This is a genomic window from Halarcobacter mediterraneus (assembly GCF_004116625.1).
In the GTDB taxonomy this organism is placed as follows: domain Bacteria; phylum Campylobacterota; class Campylobacteria; order Campylobacterales; family Arcobacteraceae; genus Halarcobacter; species Halarcobacter mediterraneus.
In genome coordinates, this window is record NZ_NXIE01000001.1 from 180643 (window position 1) to 204118 (window position 23476).

Below are 23476 nucleotides of genomic sequence, written 5' to 3' on the forward strand. Positions count from 1 at the left end.
TTATATGAACAATTATAATTTACAATTTGTTACTTTTAAGAGCTTCGGGATTGTAGCCCGATGTACTCTAAGTGCACTTAAAGATTATGTAAGTTATACTTTCACTAACACACCCCCTCCACCTCTTAACAATGTGCCAAAGAGAGGGTCTTCTTTATGAATAACCTTCAAGAACAATTACAATCATTAAAAAATCAAGAAAACACTTACCAAAAAGAACATAAGACTTTTGAAGAACAATTAGAACTTTTAAAACAAAGAGATTTAATCATTTCAAATCCTCAATATGTACTTACGAAACTACAACATATAAATTATTATAGACTTAGTGCTTACTTTTTACCTTTCCAATATCCTAAAAATTTAGAAAATAAAAATAAATTTTTACCAGATACAACTTTTGAAAATATAATAAAACTATACTACTTTGATACAGAACTTAGAAAGATTATATTTGAAGCTATTGAGGTTATAGAGATTTATCTTAGAACACAAATAGCTTACCATCATGCAAAATCTTATGATGCTTTTGGTTACTTAGATATATCAACACTAAGAACAAATAAACAAACAGAATTTGATGAACTTCACAAAGATATATTAAAAGAAAAAGAGCGTTCTAAAGAAGTATTTATAAGGCACTTTAAAAATAAATATAATACTACTGATTTGCCTATTTGGACAGTTGTAGAGATTATTTCATTTGGCTCTTTATCAAAACTATTTATGCTTTTACAAGAAAAAGAACAAAATGAAGTAATATCATCTATGGGTGAAATTAATAAAGTAGTATTTTTCAAATGGTTCAAAGCATTATCAAGTGTAAGAAATGCTTGTGCTCATCATAGTAGACTTTGGAACAAGACTTTAGGCGTTAGTTTTGAAGTTCCAAGAAAACATGAATCTTTTAAAGAGTTATCAGATAGTAAAAATAAAATCTTTTTTGCACTAACAGTTATAGAGTATATATTAACTTGTATTGGTGAAGATGAATTAGAATTTAAAGCTAAAATAAAATCCTTAATAAAAAAATATCCTGAAGTAGATATAGAAAAAATGGGATTTATAAAGAACTGGGAAAATAATCCAATTTGGAGAGATAAATGAGTAAATTTGAATTAATCTATTTATGGGTTGAAGAGTATAAAAATATAAAAAATCAGAGGTTTAATTTTAGTCCTAGATTTGAATGTAGGTATGATAAAGATACAGAAGAACTAGCAATAACGGGTAAAGAATATATAAATATTTTCCCTGATAATCTTAATATTACTGCAATAGTTGGAGAAAATGGTAGTGGAAAAAGTAGTTTATTAGATTTTATTTTAGAACAAAATGAATATAACGGTATATTTGTTTTTAAATATAATAATAAATTATTAGTCTTTCATAAAAACTTAAAAAAGGAAAATATAAAGAATGAAACTCGATTTGAGATAACATTAAATCCTGAATCATTAAACAAATATGGAACTTCATTACTTTTTATGAAATCATTCATAGATATTAACACATATAAAATGAGTGACTTTTTAATACCTCGAAGATTTTTTCATTTGACTGAAAAGATAGATTTTATTTCAGATTTACATAAGAACTCTGTAGAGCTTTTTAATATTGTCTCAATTAATTCAAAAAAAGAAAAAAATGATGATACTCTAGCTTCTTCTTATTCTAATTTAGTTCTAAATAATCATTTTAGTTATCTTAAAAGTAAGTATTTGCATATAATTTTAAAGCATTATCCCAATTTAAAAAGATTTATTGCTGAACATTTTAAAATTGAGAATATCAAATTTCAACTCAAAGATTTGGGAAAAATCTTTTTAGCTTCACCTAGTTTTAAAGATAATTATAAAAGAGATGAATTTTTAAAAAATATGTATACTAATTTTGATGAAGAAAAATTAACAATCAATAGATTTAAAATTCTTTGTTTGATTTTTTGTTATTTAAAAGATGATGAAATTAAAAAATTTATATTAAGTCAAAAAAATATTAATTTTGTCAATATATATAATTCCTTAATGACTCAGAATTATGATTACTTTTTTATCTGGGATAGTTTTATAAACCTAGTAGAGTCTGATCTTGAATTTGAAAAGTTTATTGAAAAATACCTTGAATTTATAGAAGAAATAAGGCATGATATTTTGGAATTTAGTTTTACTCCAATGTTAAGTAGTGGGGAGGAAAAACTACTTTACCTAATTACAAATATGTACAATCATATTTTGAATATGAAGAAATCCGGAGTTAGTAAATTCACAATAATTGTTGATGAACCTGATACTTTACTACATCCAAATTGGCAAAAAAAGTTTATTTCGTTAATAACAAATTTTATAAATGTCTTTTTCAAGAATGACACTTTTAATTTTATAATGACATCACATTCTCCATTTATTCTCTCAGATCTTCCAAAAGGTAATATAGTTTTTTTAGATAAGTATAAAGAAAATGATTATGAAGTAAAAAATAACATACAAAAAATAGGTAATTGTAAAAATGTTACTAGTGAGATTAATATTAAAACCTTTGGATCAAATATTCATACTTTATTGTCACATGGATTTTTTATGAATAATGGACTTATGGGAGAATTTGCAAAAAATACAATAGATAAAATAATTAAATTTTTAAATGGCAATAACTCATTTATTGATATTCCAATAAATAAGATTAAACATACTATAAATTCTGTTGGAGAAGATTTTTTAAAAACAAAACTTTTGGATATGTATTATAAAAAATTTAATGATGATTTTATAAGAGAACAAAGAAAACAAGAGTTATTAAAACAAAAGAACTTAATTGAAAAAGAGTTAAAAGAATTATGATTCAAATATCTTATCCTGAAGACACTATATTAGAAAAGTTTTATAATGATTATAAATCTGAAATATTAAGACGTATTACTGTAATAAAAAAACAAAAGAAAATATCTTGGAAAAATAAAAACTACAGTTTAACAAAAAAAATAATTAAAATTATAGAACAATTTGAAAATGAAGAATATCTAAAAAGAGTTATGCTTTCACCTCCAAATGAATTAGTTAAAATAATTCAGATATATAAAAAAATGTATGAAGAACCCCGATTTAAAAATATAGGTTTACAATTTTTTTATAATAAATTTTATGACGAAAAGAGAACAATAGATATATTTTTACGTAGTATCTTTGAAAAATATGGTTATGATAAAATTGATAAGCTACAATTTATTAAAATTATAGATTTAAAAACATGCCCATACTGTAATAGAAACTATACCTTCTCATTAAATGAAGAAGGTAGTGTGAAACCAGAAATTGATCATTTCTATCCTAAATCACTTTATCCTTTCCTTGCATGTTCATATTTTAATTTAATCCCATCATGTCCTACATGTAATGGATTTGGAGCAAAAGAATCAAAAGATACATATTATCAGTATCCTATAACAAATCCGTATGAAGTAAAAAAAGATGAGTTTAAATTTTCTATTAGCCCTAATAATATAAATTTTTTTAATGTTGAAAGTAAAAAATATGATTTTGATAGTTTTGAAATTGAATTATATGGGAATAAAGCTAGTCTAGAAGTATTTAAATTAGAAGAGCTATATAAGGAACATAAAGATGTTGTTGTAGAGCTTTTAATAAAAAAAGCATATTATCCAAAAAGTTATATAGAAGAATTAAAAAATTTTGGTTTTTCCGAGGATGAAATTTACAGATATTTACTGTCTAATTATAAAAGAGATGAAGATTTACATAAAAGACCTTTAAGTAAGCTGGTTAGAGATATCAGTGAAGAATTAAAATTAATTTAGAGAGATTAATAATGAATAAATTTACAGAAGAAAAATTAGAACTAGCATTTGTAGAGTTACTTGAAAATCAAGGCATTATCTATCAGTTTGGTAAAGATATACAAAGAGATGAAAGTGAAGTATTACTAGAAGACGATTTAAAAGAGTATCTAAAAAGTAGATATAAAAGTGATAATATAACTGATAGTGAAATTACTCAAATAGTAAGGAAACTACAATCTTTCCCTGCAAGTGATTTATACGACTCTAATAAATCTATTATGAAACTAGTATCTGATGGATTTATTTTAAAAAGAGAAGATGCTTCACAAAAAGATATTTACATAGAGTTTATAAATTATGAGGATGTGAATAAAAACAGTTTTAAAATAGTAAATCAACTTGAAATTATGGGCTATGAAAAAAGAATACCTGATGGAATACTGTATATAAACGGTATTCCATTGGTAGTGTTTGAGTTTAAAAGTGCCATAAGAGAAGAAGCAACTATCCATGATGCTTTTGTACAACTAACTACAAGGTATAGAAGAGATATACCTGAACTTTTTAAATATAATGCCTTTTGTGTCATAAGTGATGGAGTGAATAATAAAGCAGGTTCATTTTTTGCACCTTATGAGTTCTTTTACTCTTGGAGAAAGATTACTGGAGATGAAATAGATGTAGATGGTATTGCATCTATGCACTCTATGCTTCAAGGTATGTTTGATAAAGAAAGATTAGTAGATATTATTCATAACTTTATCTATATGCCTGATAAATCAAAAAAAGAAGAAAAGATAGTTTGTCGTTACCCTCAATACTACGCTACAAGAAAACTCTATGAAAATATAAAGTTACATCAAAAACCAAATGGTGATGGTAAAGGTGGTACATACTTTGGAGCCACTGGGTGTGGGAAGAGCTTTACTATGCTTTACTTAACAAGAATGTTAATGAAAAGTGTTGAGTTCTCAAGTCCTACTATTATACTTATCACAGATAGAACAGACTTGGATACACAGCTTAGTTCTCAATTTTCTAATGCTAAAGGCTTTATAGGTGATGATGGAATAGTAAGTGTTGAAAGTAGAGCTGATTTAAGAGAAAAACTACAAGGTCGTGAGAGTGGTGGAGTATTTTTAACTACTATTCATAAGTTTACAGAAGATATAGAGATACTAAGTGAAAGAACAAATATCATCTGTATATCTGATGAAGCACATAGAAGCCAAATAAACCTAGAGCAAAAAGTAAAGACTTCTAAAGATGGTTTGAAAAAAACTTACGGTTTTGCAAAGTATCTACATGACTCATTGCCAAATGCTACTTATGTTGGATTTACAGGAACTCCTATAGATGCTACTCTTGATGTATTTGGAGATGTAGTAGATAGTTATACTATGACAGAATCAGTAAGAGATGAAATCACAGTAAGGATAGTATATGAAGGAAGAGCTGCTAAAGTTCTACTTGATAACTCAAAATTACAAGATATTGAAAAATACTATGATGATTGTGCAAAAGCAGGAGCAAATGAACACCAAATAGAAGATAGTAAAAAATCAATGTCAAATATGAGTGAAATACTTGGTGATCCTGATAGAATAAAAGCAATTGCGAAAGATTTTGTAGAACATTATGAAAAAAGAGTAAGTGAAGGTGCCACACTAAAAGGCAAAGCTATGTTTGTGTCAAGCTCAAGACCTATAGCTTATGCACTCTTTCGTGAGCTTATTGCTTTAAGACCACAGTGGAATGAAAAAAGTGTAGCAGATGATGGTGTAGAACTTACTGATAAAGAGAAAAAAGAGATATTACCTCTTGAAAAACTAAAAATGATTATGACTAGAAATAAAGATGATGAAAAAGAGTTATATGATTTACTAGGAACTAAAGAGTACAGAAAGACTTTAGATACACAGTTTAAAAATGAAAAATCAAACTTTAAAATAGCTATAGTAGTAGATATGTGGCTTACTGGGTTTGATGTACCATTCTTAGATACTATTTATATAGATAAACCAATACAACAACACAACCTTATACAAACTATTTCAAGGGTAAATAGAAAGTTTGCAGGAAAAGAAAAAGGGCTAGTAGTTGATTATATAGGTATAAAAACAGCTATGAATAAAGCCTTAAAACAGTTTTCACAAATGGATAGTCAGAACTTTGAAGATATAAAAGCCTCAATTGTAGTGGTGCGTGACCAATTGGATTTATTATCAAAACTATTCCATAAGTTTGATAGTAATTTATATTTCAATGGAACACCAACAGAACAATTAGATTGTTTAAATAGAGCTAGTGAATATGTACAGCTTACAAAAGAGCTTGAGACAAGATTTATGTATCTTGTAAAAAGACTTAAATCTGCTTATGATATTTGTTGTGGAAGTGAAGAGTTTACTCAAAATGAAAAAGATTATATTCACTTCTACCTAGCCATTAGAAGTATTGTAATAAAGCTTACAAAAGGTTATGCTCCTGATACTGCACAAATGAATGCAAAAGTTAGAGAGATGATAACAGAAGCACTTAAAAGTGATGGCGTTGAGGAAATATTTAAATTAGGCTCAGAAGATGAAGCTCAAGTTGATATTTTTGATGAAGATTATATTAATAAGATAAATAAAATCAAATTACCAAACACAAAGATAAAACTACTGCAACAACTATTAGCAAAAGCATTAGAAGATTTTAAAAAAGTAAATAAAGTAAAAGCTACAGACTTTTCTAAAAAATTTACAGCGTTAGTTGAAAAATATAATGAAAGAAAAGAAGAAGATGTCCTTGTTAGTGAAGTCTTAGAGGACTTCACTGATGAGATTATTGACCTTTATGAAGAGTTGAAAAAAGAGAAAGAATCTTTTGGGGATATGGGTATAGACTTTGAAGAAAAAGCTTTCTACGATATATTAAAAAGTATTGCTATTAAGTTTGATTTTTCATATCCAGAAGATAAGTTAATAGAACTATCTCGTGAAGTAAAAATAGTAGTTGATGATAAAACAAAATATACAGATTGGGATGTAAGGGATGATATAAAAGCCGAACTAAAAGTTGACCTTATTATGCTTTTAGCTAAACATGGATATCCACCAATTACAAAAGATGAAGTATTTAAAGAGATATTTGAACAAGCAGAGAATTTTAAAAAGTATAAAAATTAATTAACATTATAAATGGAGGTTAAAAAATGTCAGAAGTGAGTAAATTACTAGTAGAATCAAGAAAAAAACTACTTGATTTAACTTTTGGAATGACCCCGATAGTGTAGACAGTTTTTTAATCAGTTAACACCTACGACTTATTAAGATTTTCATTGTACCTTTTCTCAAATTCATTATAAAAATGAGGGAAGTATTATTGGCATTCCCTCATTGCTAGTCTCAATTATTTTAAATAGTTTCACTCCAACATAAAATTAAGTCTTCTAAAAACTCTTTTACATCAGGTTGTATCTGCTGAAATTGTTTGATTTCTTTTTTAGTTTTAATTATTGCATCTTTACACTCATTTAGTATTGAGGTATATTCACTATTTGATAATCCACAGCTTAGTTTTGCAAAAGCTTTATAGGTTTTTTCTTTCCACCATAGTTTACCATCACTAAGTCTTAAAGCAGGGATGTCATTTTTTAAATAAATAGTAGTAGTAATTACATCATAAATAGGTGCAAGATATGAGTCTTCAAAATCATTTTGATAAAGAATCCCATAATTTTTAAGATGACCATCACCATTTTTTAGTAAATGATTCATAATTATAGCTTTAAAAAAGATTTTTAAACTCTCTTTTCTTTTTGTTGGTGATATAATATCTTTTATTACTCTAACACACTCTTCATAACTTCCATCATATTTTTGTTCTGTTCCACGTGCTGTAAGTACACACATATCCTCAAACCCTAAATATTTGTCATTATTTATATCAAATCTTTTCATTACAAACATTGTAAAATCATCACTTATATAAAATTCTGGTGTAGGAAGTCCAGAATAATTACAAGCTTTCATACAAAAATATTCATTTAATGCTAGATTTGGATAGTTCTTTTCCCAAGACTTTACAATAAAATGCTCAAACTTCATTGTAGTTTTATCATGTGCTTGAAGTAGTAGTTTTGGCTGCACCCCTGATACACCTGAACGTATAGCAAATCTTTCAAGAAGTTCATCAAATAGATTTTTTGAAGATGTGTTTAGAATATCATCTAGTTTTAAACTTTCATCTATGTTAGGTACTTTTTCAAACTTTACCCGACCTAACATATAAGGACCAATAAGTTTTAATAAGTTTATATCATCCATTGTTTGTATTTTGGAGAAATGATTAATAATAGTTTCTTTTAAAGCCCCTTCTGGCATATTCATTTGAAATATAGGATGAAGTTTTTTACTATTCCAACTAGCACTTCTAATTGGCATAGTAAGACTTACAACATCTTTTGCAGATTCTTTGTAATTAAATACGTATTGTTCATTTTCTAAAGATAAAGAACCACTATCTGTTTTGTTAATAAATACTTTAATATTATTGCTCATCTTGTAGCTCCTCTAATGTCTTTGGTCTTCCTTTTGGACGCAATGCAAACTCTTGACCTAATAAATCTAATAAAGTCTCAACTTTCTTTATTCCAACTTCATCTATAAATCCATTTTCAATTTTAGATATAGTTCTTTTCGTAATACCTGAATATTGTTCTAAGTCATTTTGTGACCAATTCTTACTTTTTCTTAAATGTTGAATTTCTTTTCCTAGTTGTGATAGGTTCATTTTGATCCTTTTAAGAAGTATATTTCATATAATAGCAAAAAATTTATAAAAAAAGAAGTATATTTCATGTTTAAAATTCATTTTAGAGTGTATTTTTGATACTTGAGGTAAAAATAATTATGACTTAAATATAATGATAAAAAATAACATGAATAAAATATGCTGATAGGTATATGAAGATTTTAGAACCAAAATGGATAGATGATAAAATATCTGAGGATTTAAGTAATTATCTCAAATTTGAATAAGTAGATAAATAAGTACACCTAAAAGTACACCTTTTAAAAATATTACTCTTTTAATGGTCTATTTAAAGTATTTCCTCTCCTATATAGAATAGGGCAGGAGAAACTTATTGATTAGTCTATTAGATTCTAATATTTTAGATAAAGGTATTTCTTTTTCTTGTATTAATTGAAATATAGTATTTACTATTGTTTCAAGCTTAGTATTTCCTAATTGATTTCCAAATACTAAAATATTAATCCCTGAATTAATAGCTAACTTTAGTGTTTGTTTCAAAGTATAGTGATTTGATATTGCTTTCATTTGTAAATCATCACTTACTATAAGACCTTTAAATTTCAGTTTTTTTCTTAATAACTTAGTATTTATATTATATGAAAGTGTTCCAGGATATATTTTGTCTAGTTGTTTATTAAAAACATGTGCTGTCATTATAAAATCAGCTTTATTTTTTTTAATAAGTTCTTTATATGGGAGTAATTCTTCTTCACTCCAAGTATTTGATATATCTACAAAGCCTTTATGGGAGTCTTCTTTTGAAGAACCATGTCCAGGGAAATGTTTTAGTACAGAATAAATACCATTTTTCTTCTGTTCTTCTATAAAAATTGAAGCTATTTCAACGACTTTATTTGTATCTTTTGAATAAGCTCTTTCAAGTTTATTTATTACATAGTTATGTTGGTTTTTATTTAGATCAACTACGGGTGCAAAGTTTAAATTAAATCCATAGCTGGTAAGTTCTTTTGAGAGTTTTGAATAAATATTTTGTATTTCTTTTTTTGATTTTTTTGAAATTTCTTTGGCACTTGGATAGTTTGTAAAACCATTTGTTTTATTCAGCCGTTGAACTTTGCCACCTTCTTGATCAATAGAAATAATCATTTTATAGTCTGAATAGTTTTGAATATCATTTATTAGTTTTTTTAGTTGTTTAGGGGATTTTATATTTTTAAGTTGTTTTGTCTTGTAGTCTTTACTAAAAAGAATTATTCCACCAAGATTGTATTTTTTTATATCTTCTTTTAGTTGAGTATTTAAAGAAAAACTATCAAAACCTATAATGATAGTTTTCCCTATAAATTTTTTTATTTCTTCTTCTGTATAAATATCTTTTGCATTTAAAGAAGAGAATAAAAAAAGAATTAGTAAAAAAACTTTAAATAACTGTACCATCTTCAATTATAATTTTATTTCTTCCACCTTCTTTTGCTTCATAAAGTAGCATATCTGCTTTTTGAATAGCATTTTCATAAGAAGAGTGATTATTTCTTATAGCAACACCAGCTGAGAAAGTTACATGAATTTTTTCTGATTTATATATAAAGTCATTGTCATTTATTATTGTTTTTATTCTTTTTAAATATTTAAGAAGTTCTCTTTTTAAATTAAAATGAATAATTGCAACAAACTCTTCTCCTCCGTATCTACCTACTATATCAAATTCTCTTGTATTTTTATTTAATACCTTTGCAAAAGTAGAAAGAATAATATCTCCAGCTTTATGTCCGTGAGTATCATTTATCTTTTTAAAATGGTCTAAATCAAAGAAAATTATTGCAAATTGATTATTTGTTCTTTCATATGCACTTTCAATTCTTTTAATTGCTTCTTCATAAGCTCCTCTTGTTAAAAGACCTGTTAAATGATCTTTTGCACTTTCTTCTCTTGTTTTATCTAGCTCTTTTTCAAGCTCTTGCACTCTTTGTTCTAGTTTTTGAACATCAGATTTTCCTGAGTGAAGTTTTTCTCCTACACTTGTCATTTCATTTTCAATTGAAAGTGCTGCATCTATAAGTTGACTTTGAAGTTGTGATAGTTCTTCTAAACCACTTGTATTTTCCATATCAATTGATTGGATTTGTGATTTAATATTAGAAACTTCTTCTGAACCTTTTCCACTACTTTGAATAGCATCATTAAAATATTGTCCCATGAGAGTAAGTAGTTTTGCAATATCAGAGGTTTTTTGTTTAACTATCTTTTTATCTGCTTCAAATCTTTGTGTAATGAATTCTTGCATTTCTTTTTGAATATCTTCTTCAAATATTAAAGCAGGAGAATTACCTATTTTCACTGAGAATTTTTTTAATTCTTCATTTACCCCAATACTAATAGATGGAGTTACAGCTTCTTGAAAAAGTTTTGATAAAGAATTTACTTGGTCTTTTGAAACTCTATTTAGTAAAACAGGTATCATATCCTCAAAGGTTTCAATACCTTTTGCTTTTATTTCTATTTGTTCATTTTTTGTTAGTTTTTGGACTAAGCTTTTAAATTGTTTACATTCTGTTACAGATAAATTGTATGTTTTTGAAACTTTACAAAACTCTTTATGATATTCATTAGGAGTTGCGGGAACTCCTCTTTTCCTTAGGTTAAGAAGTGTGTCTTTTACAACACTATTTATTTTGTTATCCATCAATTTTCCTAATATATTTTAAAGTTTATCCTAAAAGTTTTTTTGTCATTTCGTTGATTCTTTTTCCATCTGCAACACCTGCTAGTTTTTTAGTTGCTTGTCCCATAACTTTACCCATATCTTTTATTGTTGTTGCTTGTAGTTGTGAAATGATTTCTTTCATTTGTGTTTCTAAATCTTCATCAGATAATTGTTGTGGCATATATTTCTTGAAAATATCCACTTGTTCCTGTTCTTTTTCTACTAAATCATCTCTATTAGCTTCTTTATATTGAGCAATTGATTCTTCTCTTTGCTTAATACCTTTTTGAATAAGTTTTAAAACATCTTCATCTGATAATTCTTTTCTTTCATCAACTTCAATTTGTTTAATCATTGTATTTATAGCTCTAATAGAATCTCTTTTTACAATATTTTTTTCTCTCATTGCAATTTTTAAATCATCTTTTAATTGTTGTTTTAAACTCATATAATATACCTTTTTGTTTTATAAAATTATTTTTGATTAATTATAGCTTGTTTTTTTTAACTACTCGTTAAAACTTTCTAAGAGTTCTTCAAGCTGTAAAAACCTTTCTACCTTTTCTTCATAAATTTCTTGAACCTCTTCAAGCTCCTTTGAAACGGCGACTATCCCTTTTTGTTCATAGCAAGCTGGATTAGCTAAACATTGATTTATTTCTTCAATTTTATCTTCAAGTTTTTCTATTTCTTTTGGTAAAGAATCATAATCCCTTTGATCTTTATATGAAAGTTTAGTTTGTTTTTTCTCTTTGTTTTTTATTTTTGTATTATTATTGTCTTGTTTATTATTGTCAGACTCTAAAAGACTTAAGTCTTTTAACTCTTTTTCTATTTCAAGGTATTCTGTATAAGGTTGAAAACTTTCTTCAACAATTCCATTATAACCTTTAAACACAAATAGTTTTTTTGCAATTTTATCTACAAAATATCTATCATGGGATACAAAAATTAGTGCCCCTTGAAAATTTTGTAAATACTCTTCTAAAATATTAATTGTTGGGATATCTAAATCATTTGTAGGTTCATCAAGAATTAGACAATCAACTTTTTTAGTAAAAAGCAAAGCAAGGGCAACTCTATTTTTTTCTCCCCCACTTAATACACCAATTTTTTTATCTAAATATTCTCTTGGAAAAAGAAAGTTTTTTAAATATCCAAAAACATGCATATTTCTTCCATCATCAAGAACAACTCTATCCCCACCATTTGGACAGAAAGTTTCCATCAGGTTTTTATTATCATCAAGCATTTCTCTTTGCTGGTCAAAATAACCTATATCAAAGTCTCCTTTTTTGAAGGATCCAGAATCTATTTGTAATTTTTCCATAAAGATTTTAAGTAAAGTTGATTTTCCACTTCCATTTGGACCTACAATAGCGATAGTGTCTTTTTGTAGAATTCTTGTAGTAAAATTTTTAATTAACTCTTTATCTCCTAAACTCTTACAAATATCATCTAATTCATAAAGCATTTTCTTTTTATTTTTTTGTTTCTCTTCTGTATTAAATGCTTTTTGTTCTCTTTGAAGTTCTAGAGACATTTTTTTTATAGCACCTGGATTTGTTTTAGCTTTTTTCTTTAAATCAAAGTATTCAGCTTTTCTTCTTTCATTTCTTTTTCTTCTTGCTGTTACACCTCTTTGCATCCAGTGAGCTTCTCTTTTTACAAGTCTTAAAAGGTTTTCATGGTCTTTTTGCATATTTTCTAATATTTGTTGTTTTTGCTCTAAATAAGAAGAATATCCCCCATCAAATCTTTTTAAGTTTCCTCCTTCAACTTCCACAACAGAAGTTGCAATATTATCAATAAAATATCTATCATGGGAAATAAATAGTAAGGTAAAATTGTTTTTTAAAAGTAGGGTTTCTAAAAATTCAACCATATATACATCAAGGTGGTTTGTAGGTTCATCAAGAAGTAAAACATCAGGTTTTTTAAGAAGAAGTCCAGCAAGACTTACTCTTCTTTGTTCTCCACCACTTAAAAGATTTACATCTTTATCTTCATATTGTTTTAGTTGAAACTCTTTTAAAACTCTTTCTATAGTATTATCTAAATCCCAAGCATTGTGGAAATCAATATATGTAGCAAGTTCACTTTGTCTTTTTAAAAGTTCTTTATTTTCATAATCACTTGCTATTTGTAAAGTTATCTCTTCATACTCTTTTTTTGCTTCTTTTATTTGAGCTAGTTGTGCTTCAATTGCATCTCTTACTTTAAGGTTAGGTTCAAACTTAGGTTGTTGATCTAGCATCTCAATTTTTAAAGATTTATCAATAGATATTTCACCAGAATCTGCTTCAACTTGGTTCATTATTATTTTAAAAAGAGTTGATTTTCCTTGACCATTTTGACCTATTACTGCTATTCTTTGACCTTCTAATAAGGTAAAATTCACATCTTTTAAAATAGTTTTTATATCATATTGTTTTGAAATGTTTTGTAAGTCTATTAGTGCCATTTATTTCCTAAAAAATCATATTGTTGTTAATTTTAAAGTAGATATAATATCTAAAAAATGGTTACATATGACTTTTTTGTTAAATCCCTTTTCAATGATATTTTTTATAATTCTGCTATAATGTCTTTTGTGAAAAAGTTTGATTTATTTATTATAGTTTATTGTATCATTATTATTTTATCAGTGATGTATGCTACTCAGCCTTTACAGCCACTGTTAGCAAGAGAATTTGATATCTCAGTAACAAAGGCTTCTCAGTTTACTGCGATTATTATGCTTTTTCTTGCAATTTCTCCAATAATATATGGATATATTCTTGAAAAAGTAAATGCAAAGAAAATGCTAATAAACTCATCTATAATTCTTTTTATTACTAATATTTTTCTTGGTTCTTCAACCACATATGAATTTTTTATGTTTTTTAGAACAGTTGAGGCTTTAGTTGTTCCTGCTATTTTAACTTCGTTAATGAGTATTTTAGCAAATATGGACAAAGAAAATGTGAAGTTTAATATGTCTATTTATGTAGCCTCAACAGTTTTTGGTGGTTTAGTAGGTAGAGTTTTTTCTGGTTTTATTGCCACAAATTTTTCTTATCAATTTGTTTTTTACTCTCTTTCTTTTGCTATTTTAGTTTCTATTTATTTTATTAATAAATTAAGTTATGAAGGTGAAGCGGATATTGTTAAACCTAAAATAAGTGATGTATTAGAGATTTTAAAAGATAAACGTTTTACTACTATTTATTTATTAATGTTTTGTGTATTTTTTGTTTTTGCAGGTGTTTTAAATGTCTTGCCTTTTAGATTAAAAGATATCTCAACAGATATTTCAGAATTTCAAATTTCACTTTTATATTTAGGTTATGGAATGGGAATTTTAGTCTCTTTAAACTCAAAAAAGATTATTAGGTTTTTTAAAACAGAAGTTAATACTATTATCTTTGGTCTTGTTTTCTTTCTTTTTATAACAGTATTTTTAGTTTTACCAAATATTATGACGATGTTTTTACTTATTTTTCTTTTTTGTTTAGGAATGTTTACTGTACATAGTGTAAGTACTGGATTAGCAAACTCTTTAAAAGCTTCTCAAAAATCTTTGACTTCAGGAATGTACCTTACTTTTTATTATTTAGGAGGAGCTATTGGTTCTTTTATTCCTTCTATTATATATGAAAAATTTGGTTGGAATATTGTGTTGTATATTTTTTGTTTTATACTGTTTTTAACATTGATTTTAATATTTACTAGAAGAAAACTTTTTATTGAAGAGAAATAAAGTAAGATAAAGCTAAAGAAAAATTCTTTAGCTTTTTACATCATGAACAACAGCTATTTTACCTGACCATTTTTCAAATATATTGCAAGCAACTTTAGCTCCATCTCCACTAGCACAAGAAAACATTGTAGGAACGCCACTAGCTAATCCTGCAACATATAAGTTTTCAGATATGATATTATTATTGTTATCAAGATAGATAAGATTAGGTTTTGGTACAAAGTTATTATCTTTTACTTCAAGACCCTCACAATCAATTTCAAATTTATGTAAACCTGTAGCTAAAACTACAATTTTAGCTTCAAAAGTTTCATTTTGTGTTGTAACAGTAAAATTTTCTGCATTCTTCTCAATCTTTGTTACAGTATCACTTTTTAATTGGCAAGCAGGATAATTTTCCAATTGTTTTTTCATATTTACTAATAAGTCTACACCATTGATTCCTGGTTCTACTCCTGCTACATTGCAGTATTTACCTACTTTTAAATCACTACCATCATTATCAAGCATTAAGTAAGTTTTATCTTTAGCCCAATCAAACTTATCATTAGCACTTGCAAGTGTTAAAGCACAACCAAAACCAGCTGCACCTGCTCCAACAATAACTACATCATATACCATATAAAATCCTTTCAATATAATTTTATGTAGTATATAGTTTAGTTAATAATAAATCACTTAAGTATTTTGAGAATGATACTTAAAATTATATAATTAATTTTGGTGGTCAATTTCTAAATCATCATATGGGTCAAGATGAATATTTATTTCCCATTGTTTATTTTTATCAAGGTTTTTTATCTTTTCTTCCACTTTATCTGAAACTCTGTGGGCTTCCATTAGGGTAATTAAACAATCAAAAACTAAATGAACTTCTACAAAGATTTTATTTGCAGCTTCTCTTGTTTTTAGTAAATGAAAAGTATTAACTCTTTCTTCTTCTTTTATAATCTTTATTATATCTTCAACGATACTTTCATCAACTGCTTTGTCTAATAGTTCAAGAATACCTGTTTTAATTAGTTCAAAAGCAGAATATATTATAAAAATAGAAATTGCTCCACCTACAATAACATCAACTATTTCAAAACCTGTAAATGTTACTAACAACAATGAAACAAAAACAGCAATATTTGTATAGACATCTGTTTTATAGTGTAGGGCATCAGCTTTTATAATCATACTATTAGTCTCTTTTGCTGTTTTATTTAGAAACAAAACTAAAGAGATTGTTATAATTGTAGAAATAAACATTACAATAAGTGAAATTTCTAAGTATTGAGAAGCCTCTTCATGTATTGCTTTTTTTACTGCTTGATAAAATAAAAAAACTCCAGATAAAGAGATTATTACACCTTCAATTACAGAGGCTAAAGCTTCAATTTTTCCTCTTCCATAATTAAATTTTTCATCTGCTGGTTTTTCTGAGTTTGTGATGGCAAAGAAGTTAAAAATAGATACAAACATATCAAGTATAGAATCAACTGCAGATGCCAAAACTGCAACTGAACCACTTGCAACTCCTACTGCTAATTTAATAAGAGTAAGAATTGCAGCAACACTACTTGATATAAGAGTTGCTTTTTTTTGTGGGGTCATAATAATATTAAGAGTAGTTTTCTTCTACAAACTTTTTAACTCTTTTTATACCTTCTTCAATAGTAGCTAAATCAGTAGCAAAAGAGAATCTAAAATAACCTTCAGTTCCAAAAGCTAGTCCAGGAACTACAGCAACACCTTCTTTTTCTAAAAGGTCAGCACAAAATTTCATAGAGTCTCCACCAATTTCTTTTATATTAACAAAAAGATAAAAAGCTCCTTGTGGTTTTACACAAGAAATACCTTTGATATCATTAAAAGACTGTACGGCTACATCTCTTCTTTTTTCAAACTCTTTTCTCATTTTTTCAATATCAGCATCTGCACTTCCATCTAAAGCTGTAACAGCTGCTTGTAAAGTAATAGAGTTGACATTTGAAGTTACTTGACCTTGTAGTTTTGTCATAGCTTTTACAAGTGCTTTATGGGCAGTTGCAACATAACCATATCTCCATCCTGTCATAGCAACAGCTTTACTAATTCCATTTATTGTAATTGTTCTTTGGAACATATCTTCATTTACAGAAGCTACTGCAGTAAATTTATTACCATCATAGATGATTTTTTCATACATTTCATCAGTAAATACTAAAATATCAGTTCCTTTTAAAACTTCAGCCAATGAAAGTAGTTCATCTTTCGTATAAACTGCACCACTAGGGTTTGATGGTGTATTTAAAAGTAAAACTTTTGTTTTAGGCGTAATTGCTGCTTTTAATTGTTCTGCTGTAATTTTAAACTCTGTTGAGTCATCTGTTTCTATAAATACAGGAGTTCCTCCTGAATATTTTACTTGTTCAGGATATGTAACCCAATATGGAGCAGGAATAATTACTTCATCTCCTTCTTCAATTAAACATTGAAAAAGGTTAAATAATGAATGTTTTGCTCCATTTGATACAATGATTTCATCTAAATTATATTCTAATCCGTGGTCAGTTTTTAATTTCTTGATAATTGCTTTTTTAGTTTCAATGGTACCTTCAACAGCTGTATATTTTGTATGTCCATTTTTGATAGCTTTTATTGCTGCTTCTTTGATAACTTCAGGTGTGTCAAAATCTGGTTCACCTGCACTAAAACTTAAAATGTCTTTACCCTGTGCTTTAAGTTCTCTTGCTAAAGCTGTAATCGCCATTGTAACTGATGGTGATAGGTTTTCCATTCTACTTGCAATTTTCATTTTATGTTTTTCCTTTAGTAAATTTAGAGTATGATTGTATCAATTATTTACTTAGAAAGTGGTCAGTAAAAGTGATAGAAAAATTTAAAATTGAAATAAATGAAAAAATTTATAATTTAAATTTAAAAAGAAAAATTTCAAATAAACATACATATTTAAGAATAAAATCTAAGGATTTATTAGAGATAAGTTCTCATATCTTTTTTACAAAAAAAGATGCAGTAAACTTAGTTAATAAGCAAGAAAAATGGATAGAAAAAAAAGTAAAAATATTTTTACAAGAAGAAGAAAATAAAGATACTTATTTATTATATGGAAAAAGATATGAAAAACAAAACTTGTCTTTAGAAGATATTGAAAATATTTACAGAAATGAAACAAAAAAGCTTATACCAATTTTAGTGGAGAAGTTTTCAGGTATTATGAAATTGTATCCTTCTTCTATTAAGTATAGAAAAAATAAAAGGACTTGGGGTTCATGTAATTATAAAAATGGCTTAAACTTTAATATTTTGCTTACACAGTTTCCTATTGAAGTGATTGAGTATGTAGTAATCCATGAATTGGCACATATAAAACATAAAAATCATTCTAAAGCATTTTGGAAATTAGTACAAAAGTATTGTAATGATTATAAACAAAGAGAGAAACTTCTTAAGAGTTTTTTATAATTTTTCTAATTTCTTCAATTTTATCATGAAATTTTTCATTTGTTAAGTGATTGCTAAATATTCCATATGAACGTTCTTTATAAATAGGACTATTAATATTTATTTTTTCTTTTTTTTCTCTTTTGTTTGTAACAAAAAACTTTAGTTGTTCTACTTGAAGAATAGGGTACTTTTTTAATAGTGTATTTATTAAACTCTTGTTATACTCAAACTCCATTTTATAAACAGGATGAGTTAATACAAAATACAAAGTATCAGCCTTAATATAGGCAAACTTAATGCCTTTTTTTAAGTTAACTGGTAACAAGTCAATAAAGTTTTGAATTGTTTTTTGTGTATTGATTTTCCTGAATTCAGGATTATTTTTAAGATGACTAAGTATTTCGTTAATTTTTTTCATACGCTAATTATAGCAGGAATTTTATTATCTTTTAGTGGGTGTGGATATAAAGACAATCCTACTTATGTAGATAATAATAAAAAACAAGTTTCAAAATAATATGATATATGATTATGTAATTATAGGAACAGGTGTAGCAGGACTCAATGCTGCAAGATTGATTCCCAAAGATAAAAAAGTATTAGTTTTATGTAAAAAATCTCCATGGGATTGTAATACTTTTTGGGCTCAAGGTGGTGTTGCTACTGCTGTTGATAAAGAAGATATTGAACCTCATATAAAAGATACTTTAACAGCAGGAGTTAATGAAAACAATAAAGAAGCAGTAAGAGTTTTAAGTGAAAATTCTAGGGCTTGTATTGATGACTTGATAGAAGCAGGTTTAAAGTTTGATTTAAATGCTAAAGGAGAGTTAGCCTTTACAAAGGAAGCAGCACATAGTAGAAGTAGAATATTACATGCTGATGGAGATGCTACAGGAAGAATGCTTCATTTATTTTTATTATCTTTATGTAATCATGATATTCGAACTGATGTTGTTGTTAATGATTTTTTAATTAAAGATGATATTTGCTATGGAGTTCAGTTTTTTACTAATGAAACTGAAGAAGAAGTGGTATATGCCCATAATACTATTATTGCAAGTGGTGGTGTAGGTTCAATTTATAAATATCATACCAATTCAACTGCAATAGCAGGAGAAATTCAAGGTCTATGCCTTGAAAAAGGTTTAAGACTAAAAGATATGGAAATGATGCAGTTTCATCCAACTGTAGTAAAAGGTACTCATTTTGCAAGAAAGCCACTTTTAAGTGAAGCTTTAAGAGGAGAGGGTGCTTATATTGTAGATGAAAATGGATATAGATTTTTATTTGATTATCATAAAGATGGGGAGTTAGCTCCACGGGATGTAGTAAGTCGTTCAATCTTTGATTATCATCAAAAAACAAAATTAGGAATTTATCTTTCTTTTGATAAATTTGAAAAAAACTTCTTCAAAAAAAGATTCCCAAACATTTATTCAAATTTAAAAGATTTAGGATTTGAATTGCCTTTTGAAAAAGTTCCTATCTCTCCAGCTTTTCATTATTCAATGGGAGGTATTCAAACAGATATCTCTGCAAAAGTTATTGGAATGAAAAACTTATATGCAATTGGAGAATCTGCTTGTAATGGGATACATGGTGCAAATAGATTAGCTTCAAACTCTTTGTTAGAAGGGATTGTTTTTTCAAAAATAGCTGTAGAAAATAGTCTTAAAGCTAATTTCAAAATTCAAAAAGACAATTATACTAAACCAATAAAAAAGTATGTTAGAAATCAAGAAATTGATAAAGAAATTAAAAACTCTCTTAGAAAACTTATGTGGAAAAATGCAGCAATTGTAAGAGAAAAAAAATCTTTAAAAGAGGCTTTAAGCACTATAGAGCAATATTTACAAGAAAATGTTGGAAGACTGCTATATTTAAGGCTACTTACGGCAAAATCTATTTTAAAAGCTGCAATTGAAAGAGAAGTCTCAATTGGAGCTCATTTTATTAAGGAGTAACAATGTTAAAACTGTTGATGGTATTACTTCTATCATCTATAACATTATTAGCTAGTGGTGGAAATTCTACCCCTGGAGAAATTGCACCTGATTTAACTATGACTTGGGTTGGATTTGCGTGCTTGTTTATATTTGTTGTTGGTTATTATTTTGTGGCAGCGGAGGAAAAGTACGGCATAGATAAAGCTAAACCTGCTTTATTTATTGGTACTTTTATGTTTGTATTAGTAGCGTTATATTATGCTTTAAATGACTTAAGTATGGATTTAGTACATACTCAAGCTCAACATCTAATCTTAGAAATTGCAGAAATTTTCTTTTTCTTATTTGTTGCAATGACTTATATTGAGTCTTTAATTCATATGGGAGTTTTCGATAGATTAAAGTATAATCTTGTTTCAAAAGGTTTCAGCTATAAAAAAATGTTCTGGGTAACTGGATTTATTGCATTTTTCTTATCTCCTATTGCTGATAACTTAACTACTGCATTAATTCTTTCTACTGTATTAATCACTATTGAAAAAACAAGAAAAGACTTTTTAGTACCAGGGGCTATTAATATTGTTGTTGCAGCTAATGCAGGTGGTGCATGGTCTCCTTTTGGTGATATCACTACACTTATGGCATGGACAGCAGGAAAAGGTCATTTTACTGATTTCTTATTTTTATTCCCAGCTTCAGTTTTAGGTTATTTAGTTACTGCATTTTTATTATCTAAATTTGTTCCAGATGATAAACCAACATTTGATGCAAGTAAAGAAAGTAAACCAGAAATGGCAGAAGGTGCAAAAGTAGTAATGGGACTTGGTGTATTTACTATTTTTTGTGCAGTAATGTCTCATCAGGTATTACATTTACCTGCTATGTGGGGTATGATGTTTGGTCTTTCTTTACTTAAAGTTTATTCTTATGGATTACAAAGAAAATATGGTACTGAGCATTTTAATATATTCCATTCAATGGCAAAAATTGAAAATAATACTTTAATGTTTTTCTTTGGTATTTTAGCGGCAGTTGGAGCATTGTATTTTATTGGATGGCTAGGATTAGCTGCAATTGTATATCAACCTGATGTATTAGGACCTACTTGGTCAAATATTGGTGTTGGTTTCTTATCAGCTATTGTTGATAATGTACCTGTAATGTCAGCAGTTCTTAAAGCTAACCCAGATATGGGACTTGACCAATGGATGCTTGTAACACTTACAGCTGGTGTAGGTGGTTCTATGATTTCATTTGGTTCTGCTGCTGGAGTAGGTGTTATGGGTAAATTACATGGTATTTATACTTTTGGTGCCCATATGAAACTTGCATGGACTATTGTAATAGGATACTTTGTTTCTATTGCAGTTTGGTATTTTCAATATGAGATTCTAGGTTTTTATCATATTGGATAAATTTTTTTATTGTTGTATGAAGATTATTTCTTCATACAATGAATTCTTCTTACTTTTTTAAAACTTTTTTTAATTAATTTCAAATTACACTTTAGCTATAATCGCCTATACTTTTAAAACAAAGGAAATTGTTTAATGAAACATGTACCAATAGTTGTATTAGATTTTGGTAGTCAATATACACAAATTATTGCAAGAAAACTTAGAGAAGCTGGTGTTTACTCAGAAATTGTACCATTTAGTGAAAGCATAGAAGATATTAAAGCTAGAACTCCAAAAGGTATTATTCTTTCTGGTGGACCAGCATCTGTTTATGCTGAAGATGCTTATCATCCTGATAAAGAGGTATTTAATTTAGGGCTTCCTGTTTTAGGTATTTGTTATGGTATGCAACTTATCTCTCAATATTTTGGTGGCTCGGTTATTCCTGCTGATCATCATGAATATGGTAAAGCAAAACTTACATTTGAAAAGACAAGCGATATTTTCAAAGACACTACAGATGGTCAAACTGTTTGGATGTCTCATGGAGATAAAGTTGATAAATTAGCCGATGGTTTTGAAGTTATTGGAACAAGTGAAAACTCTCCTTTTGCCGCAATTGCAAATATGGATAAAAGAATTTATGCTTTTCAATTTCACCCAGAAGTTTACCATTCAGAGCAAGGGTCAAAAATCCTTAAAAACTTCGCAAAATATATTTGTGATTGTGAATCAACTTGGAATATGGGTTCATTTGCTAAAGAACAAATTACTAAAATCCAAGAGCAAGTTGGAAACAAAAAAGTTCTTTGTGCTGTATCAGGAGGAGTTGATTCTTCTGTAGTTGCTACACTTTTAGCTGAAGCTATTGGAGATCAACTTATTCCTGTATTTGTAGACAATGGTCTTCTTAGAGCAAATGAAAGAGAACAAGTAGAAGCTATGTTTAAAAGTAGAGGAGTTAACTTAATAACTGTTGATGCAAGTGAAACTTTCCTTTCAAGATTAGCAGGTATTACAGACCCTGAAAGAAAAAGAAAAATCATCGGTGAAACTTTTATTGAAGTATTTGATGAAGAAGCAAAAAAACATGATGGTATAGAGTTTTTAGCTCAAGGTACACTTTATACAGATGTTATTGAATCAGTTTCTGTAAAAGGACCTTCAAAAACAATTAAATCTCATCATAATGTTGGTGGACTTCCAGACTGGATGACATTTGAGTTAATAGAGCCTTTACGAGAAATTTTTAAAGATGAAGTTAGACTTTTAGGATTAGAACTTGGACTTCCAAAGGATATGATTGGAAGACATCCTTTCCCTGGACCAGGACTTGCTATTAGAGTTATGGGAGATGTAAATAAACCTGATTTAGAGTTACTAAGAAAAGCTGATGTTATTATGCTAGATGTTCTTCATGCAACAGGATTATATGATAAAACATGGCAAGCCTTTACAGTACTTCTAAATGTAAAATCAGTTGGAGTAATGGGTGATAATAGAACTTATGATAACACTGTATGTGTAAGAATAGTTGAAGCAACTGATGGTATGACAGCTACATTTGCACATATTCCACATGATATCTTAGAAACAATTTCAAGAAGAATTATCAATGAAGTTGATGGGATTAATAGAGTTGTTTATGATATTTCTTCAAAACCACCAGCAACAATTGAGTGGGAATAA

20 protein-coding genes are annotated in these 23476 nt (G+C 27.6%); 10 read left to right on the top strand and 10 right to left on the bottom strand.

Going from position 1 to position 23476, the window contains the following annotated elements; all coding sequences use genetic code 11:
- Window positions 1-156: 156 nt before the first annotated feature.
- Genes CP965_RS00940 through CP965_RS00955 form a run of 4 tightly spaced genes read left to right on the top strand, consistent with a single transcriptional unit; the run spans window position 157 to window position 6969 of the window.
- Complete coding sequence (locus tag CP965_RS00940; RefSeq protein WP_129060157.1) at window positions 157-1107, top strand: Abi family protein; 951 nt, start codon at window positions 157-159, stop codon at window positions 1105-1107.
- Window positions 1104-2840 carry an AAA family ATPase gene (locus tag CP965_RS00945; RefSeq protein ID WP_129060158.1) on the top strand — a complete coding sequence of 579 codons (1737 nt, stop codon included), beginning with the start codon at window positions 1104-1106 and terminating at the stop codon, window positions 2838-2840. Before CP965_RS00940 ends, CP965_RS00945 begins: the two co-directional genes overlap by 4 nt.
- On the top strand, window positions 2837-3814 hold the full coding sequence (locus CP965_RS00950) for an HNH endonuclease signature motif containing protein (RefSeq protein ID WP_129060159.1): 978 nt from the start codon (window positions 2837-2839) through the stop codon (window positions 3812-3814). Before CP965_RS00945 ends, CP965_RS00950 begins: the two co-directional genes overlap by 4 nt.
- Before the next feature lie 11 nt (window positions 3815-3825).
- Window positions 3826-6969 carry a type I restriction endonuclease subunit R gene (locus CP965_RS00955; protein ID WP_129060160.1) on the top strand — a complete coding sequence of 1048 codons (3144 nt, stop codon included), beginning with the start codon at window positions 3826-3828 and terminating at the stop codon, window positions 6967-6969.
- Window positions 6970-7197: 228 nt separating this feature from the next.
- Here CP965_RS00955 and CP965_RS00960 read toward each other — a convergent pair whose 3' ends face one another.
- The 6 genes from CP965_RS00960 to abc-f all read right to left on the bottom strand — a co-directional run bounded on the left by CP965_RS00960 (window position 7198) and on the right by abc-f (window position 13728).
- Window positions 7198-8343, bottom strand: coding sequence for a type II toxin-antitoxin system HipA family toxin (locus CP965_RS00960; protein WP_129060161.1), 1146 nt, complete (start codon window positions 8341-8343; stop codon window positions 7198-7200).
- Entirely contained in the window at window positions 8333-8575 is a 243-nt protein-coding gene (locus tag CP965_RS00965; protein WP_129060162.1) for a helix-turn-helix domain-containing protein, read from the bottom strand. Before CP965_RS00965 ends, CP965_RS00960 begins: the two co-directional genes overlap by 11 nt.
- A 327-nt stretch (window positions 8576-8902) precedes the next feature.
- On the bottom strand, window positions 8903-9997 hold the full coding sequence (locus CP965_RS00970) for a glycoside hydrolase family 3 N-terminal domain-containing protein (protein ID WP_129060163.1): 1095 nt from the start codon (window positions 9995-9997) through the stop codon (window positions 8903-8905).
- Complete coding sequence (locus CP965_RS00975) at window positions 9981-11243, bottom strand: GGDEF domain-containing protein (protein ID WP_129060164.1); 1263 nt, start codon at window positions 11241-11243, stop codon at window positions 9981-9983. Before CP965_RS00975 ends, CP965_RS00970 begins: the two co-directional genes overlap by 17 nt.
- A 25-nt stretch (window positions 11244-11268) precedes the next feature.
- A complete protein-coding gene (locus CP965_RS00980) occupies window positions 11269-11712 on the bottom strand; it encodes a GatB/YqeY domain-containing protein (protein ID WP_129060165.1) in 444 nt (147 codons plus the stop codon).
- Window positions 11713-11772: 60 nt separating this feature from the next.
- Window positions 11773-13728: a ribosomal protection-like ABC-F family protein gene (abc-f, locus tag CP965_RS00985; protein WP_129060166.1), complete on the bottom strand. Its 1956-nt coding sequence runs from the start codon at window positions 13726-13728 to the stop codon at window positions 11773-11775.
- 129 nt (window positions 13729-13857) lie between these two features.
- On the opposite strand from abc-f, the gene CP965_RS00990 reads away from it, so the two are divergent.
- The gene (locus tag CP965_RS00990; RefSeq protein WP_228712648.1) at window positions 13858-15006 is read left to right on the top strand and encodes an MFS transporter; all 1149 of its coding nucleotides are present in this window, start codon (window positions 13858-13860) and stop codon (window positions 15004-15006) included.
- Window positions 15007-15033: 27 nt separating this feature from the next.
- Here the strand turns inward: CP965_RS00990 and CP965_RS00995 are convergent, their stop codons facing one another.
- The 3 genes from CP965_RS00995 to CP965_RS01005 form a co-directional block, all read right to left on the bottom strand.
- Entirely contained in the window at window positions 15034-15627 is a 594-nt protein-coding gene (locus CP965_RS00995) for an FAD-dependent oxidoreductase (protein ID WP_129060168.1), read from the bottom strand.
- Window positions 15628-15720: 93 nt separating this feature from the next.
- Window positions 15721-16605: a cation diffusion facilitator family transporter gene (locus CP965_RS01000; RefSeq protein ID WP_206732224.1), complete on the bottom strand. Its 885-nt coding sequence runs from the start codon at window positions 16603-16605 to the stop codon at window positions 15721-15723.
- 7 nt (window positions 16606-16612) lie between these two features.
- Window positions 16613-17788, bottom strand: a complete 1176-nt coding sequence (locus CP965_RS01005) for a pyridoxal phosphate-dependent aminotransferase (RefSeq protein WP_129060170.1) — start codon at window positions 17786-17788, stop codon at window positions 16613-16615.
- Here CP965_RS01005 and CP965_RS01010 point away from each other — a divergent pair.
- A complete protein-coding gene (locus CP965_RS01010; protein WP_228712649.1) occupies window positions 17776-18459 on the top strand; it encodes a M48 family metallopeptidase in 684 nt (227 codons plus the stop codon). The two genes, CP965_RS01005 and CP965_RS01010, sit on opposite strands and share 13 nt — an antisense overlap.
- Here CP965_RS01010 and CP965_RS14290 read toward each other — a convergent pair.
- Window positions 18443-18709, bottom strand: coding sequence for a hypothetical protein (locus CP965_RS14290; protein WP_228712650.1), 267 nt, complete (start codon window positions 18707-18709; stop codon window positions 18443-18445). The genes CP965_RS01010 and CP965_RS14290 overlap by 17 nt on opposite strands.
- Before the next feature lie 120 nt (window positions 18710-18829).
- Between CP965_RS14290 and CP965_RS14400 the strand changes: the two genes are divergently transcribed.
- The 4 genes from CP965_RS14400 (at window position 18830) to guaA (ending at window position 23476) form a co-directional block, all read left to right on the top strand.
- Entirely contained in the window at window positions 18830-18958 is a 129-nt protein-coding gene (locus CP965_RS14400) for a hypothetical protein (RefSeq protein ID WP_267285272.1), read from the top strand.
- 1 nt (window position 18959) lies between these two features.
- Entirely contained in the window at window positions 18960-20408 is a 1449-nt protein-coding gene (gene nadB / locus CP965_RS01020; RefSeq protein ID WP_129060173.1) for an L-aspartate oxidase, read from the top strand.
- 2 nt (window positions 20409-20410) lie between these two features.
- Window positions 20411-21805, top strand: coding sequence for a sodium:proton antiporter NhaD (gene nhaD, locus CP965_RS01025; protein ID WP_129060174.1), 1395 nt, complete (start codon window positions 20411-20413; stop codon window positions 21803-21805).
- Between the two features lie 135 nt (window positions 21806-21940).
- A complete protein-coding gene (gene guaA / locus CP965_RS01030) occupies window positions 21941-23476 on the top strand; it encodes a glutamine-hydrolyzing GMP synthase (protein ID WP_129060175.1) in 1536 nt (511 codons plus the stop codon).

Coding starts and splice junctions, on each gene's coding strand:
- CP965_RS00940 (WP_129060157.1), top strand. CDS start 157: ATGAATAACCTTCAAGAACAATTACAATCATTAAAAAATCAAGAAAAC.
- CP965_RS00945 (WP_129060158.1), top strand. CDS start 1,104: ATGAGTAAATTTGAATTAATCTATTTATGGGTTGAAGAGTATAAAAAT.
- CP965_RS00950 (WP_129060159.1), top strand. CDS start 2,837: ATGATTCAAATATCTTATCCTGAAGACACTATATTAGAAAAGTTTTAT.
- CP965_RS00955 (WP_129060160.1), top strand. CDS start 3,826: ATGAATAAATTTACAGAAGAAAAATTAGAACTAGCATTTGTAGAGTTA.
- CP965_RS00960 (WP_129060161.1), bottom strand. CDS start 8,343: ATGAGCAATAATATTAAAGTATTTATTAACAAAACAGATAGTGGTTCT.
- CP965_RS00965 (WP_129060162.1), bottom strand. CDS start 8,575: ATGAACCTATCACAACTAGGAAAAGAAATTCAACATTTAAGAAAAAGT.
- CP965_RS00970 (WP_129060163.1), bottom strand. CDS start 9,997: ATGGTACAGTTATTTAAAGTTTTTTTACTAATTCTTTTTTTATTCTCT.
- CP965_RS00975 (WP_129060164.1), bottom strand. CDS start 11,243: ATGGATAACAAAATAAATAGTGTTGTAAAAGACACACTTCTTAACCTA.
- CP965_RS00980 (WP_129060165.1), bottom strand. CDS start 11,712: ATGAGTTTAAAACAACAATTAAAAGATGATTTAAAAATTGCAATGAGA.
- abc-f (WP_129060166.1), bottom strand. CDS start 13,728: ATGGCACTAATAGACTTACAAAACATTTCAAAACAATATGATATAAAA.
- CP965_RS00995 (WP_129060168.1), bottom strand. CDS start 15,627: ATGGTATATGATGTAGTTATTGTTGGAGCAGGTGCAGCTGGTTTTGGT.
- CP965_RS01000 (WP_206732224.1), bottom strand. CDS start 16,605: ATGACCCCACAAAAAAAAGCAACTCTTATATCAAGTAGTGTTGCTGCA.
- CP965_RS01005 (WP_129060170.1), bottom strand. CDS start 17,788: ATGAAAATTGCAAGTAGAATGGAAAACCTATCACCATCAGTTACAATG.
- CP965_RS14400 (WP_267285272.1), top strand. CDS start 18,830: ATGACTAAGTATTTCGTTAATTTTTTTCATACGCTAATTATAGCAGGA.
- nadB (WP_129060173.1), top strand. CDS start 18,960: ATGATATATGATTATGTAATTATAGGAACAGGTGTAGCAGGACTCAAT.
- nhaD (WP_129060174.1), top strand. CDS start 20,411: ATGTTAAAACTGTTGATGGTATTACTTCTATCATCTATAACATTATTA.
- guaA (WP_129060175.1), top strand. CDS start 21,941: ATGAAACATGTACCAATAGTTGTATTAGATTTTGGTAGTCAATATACA.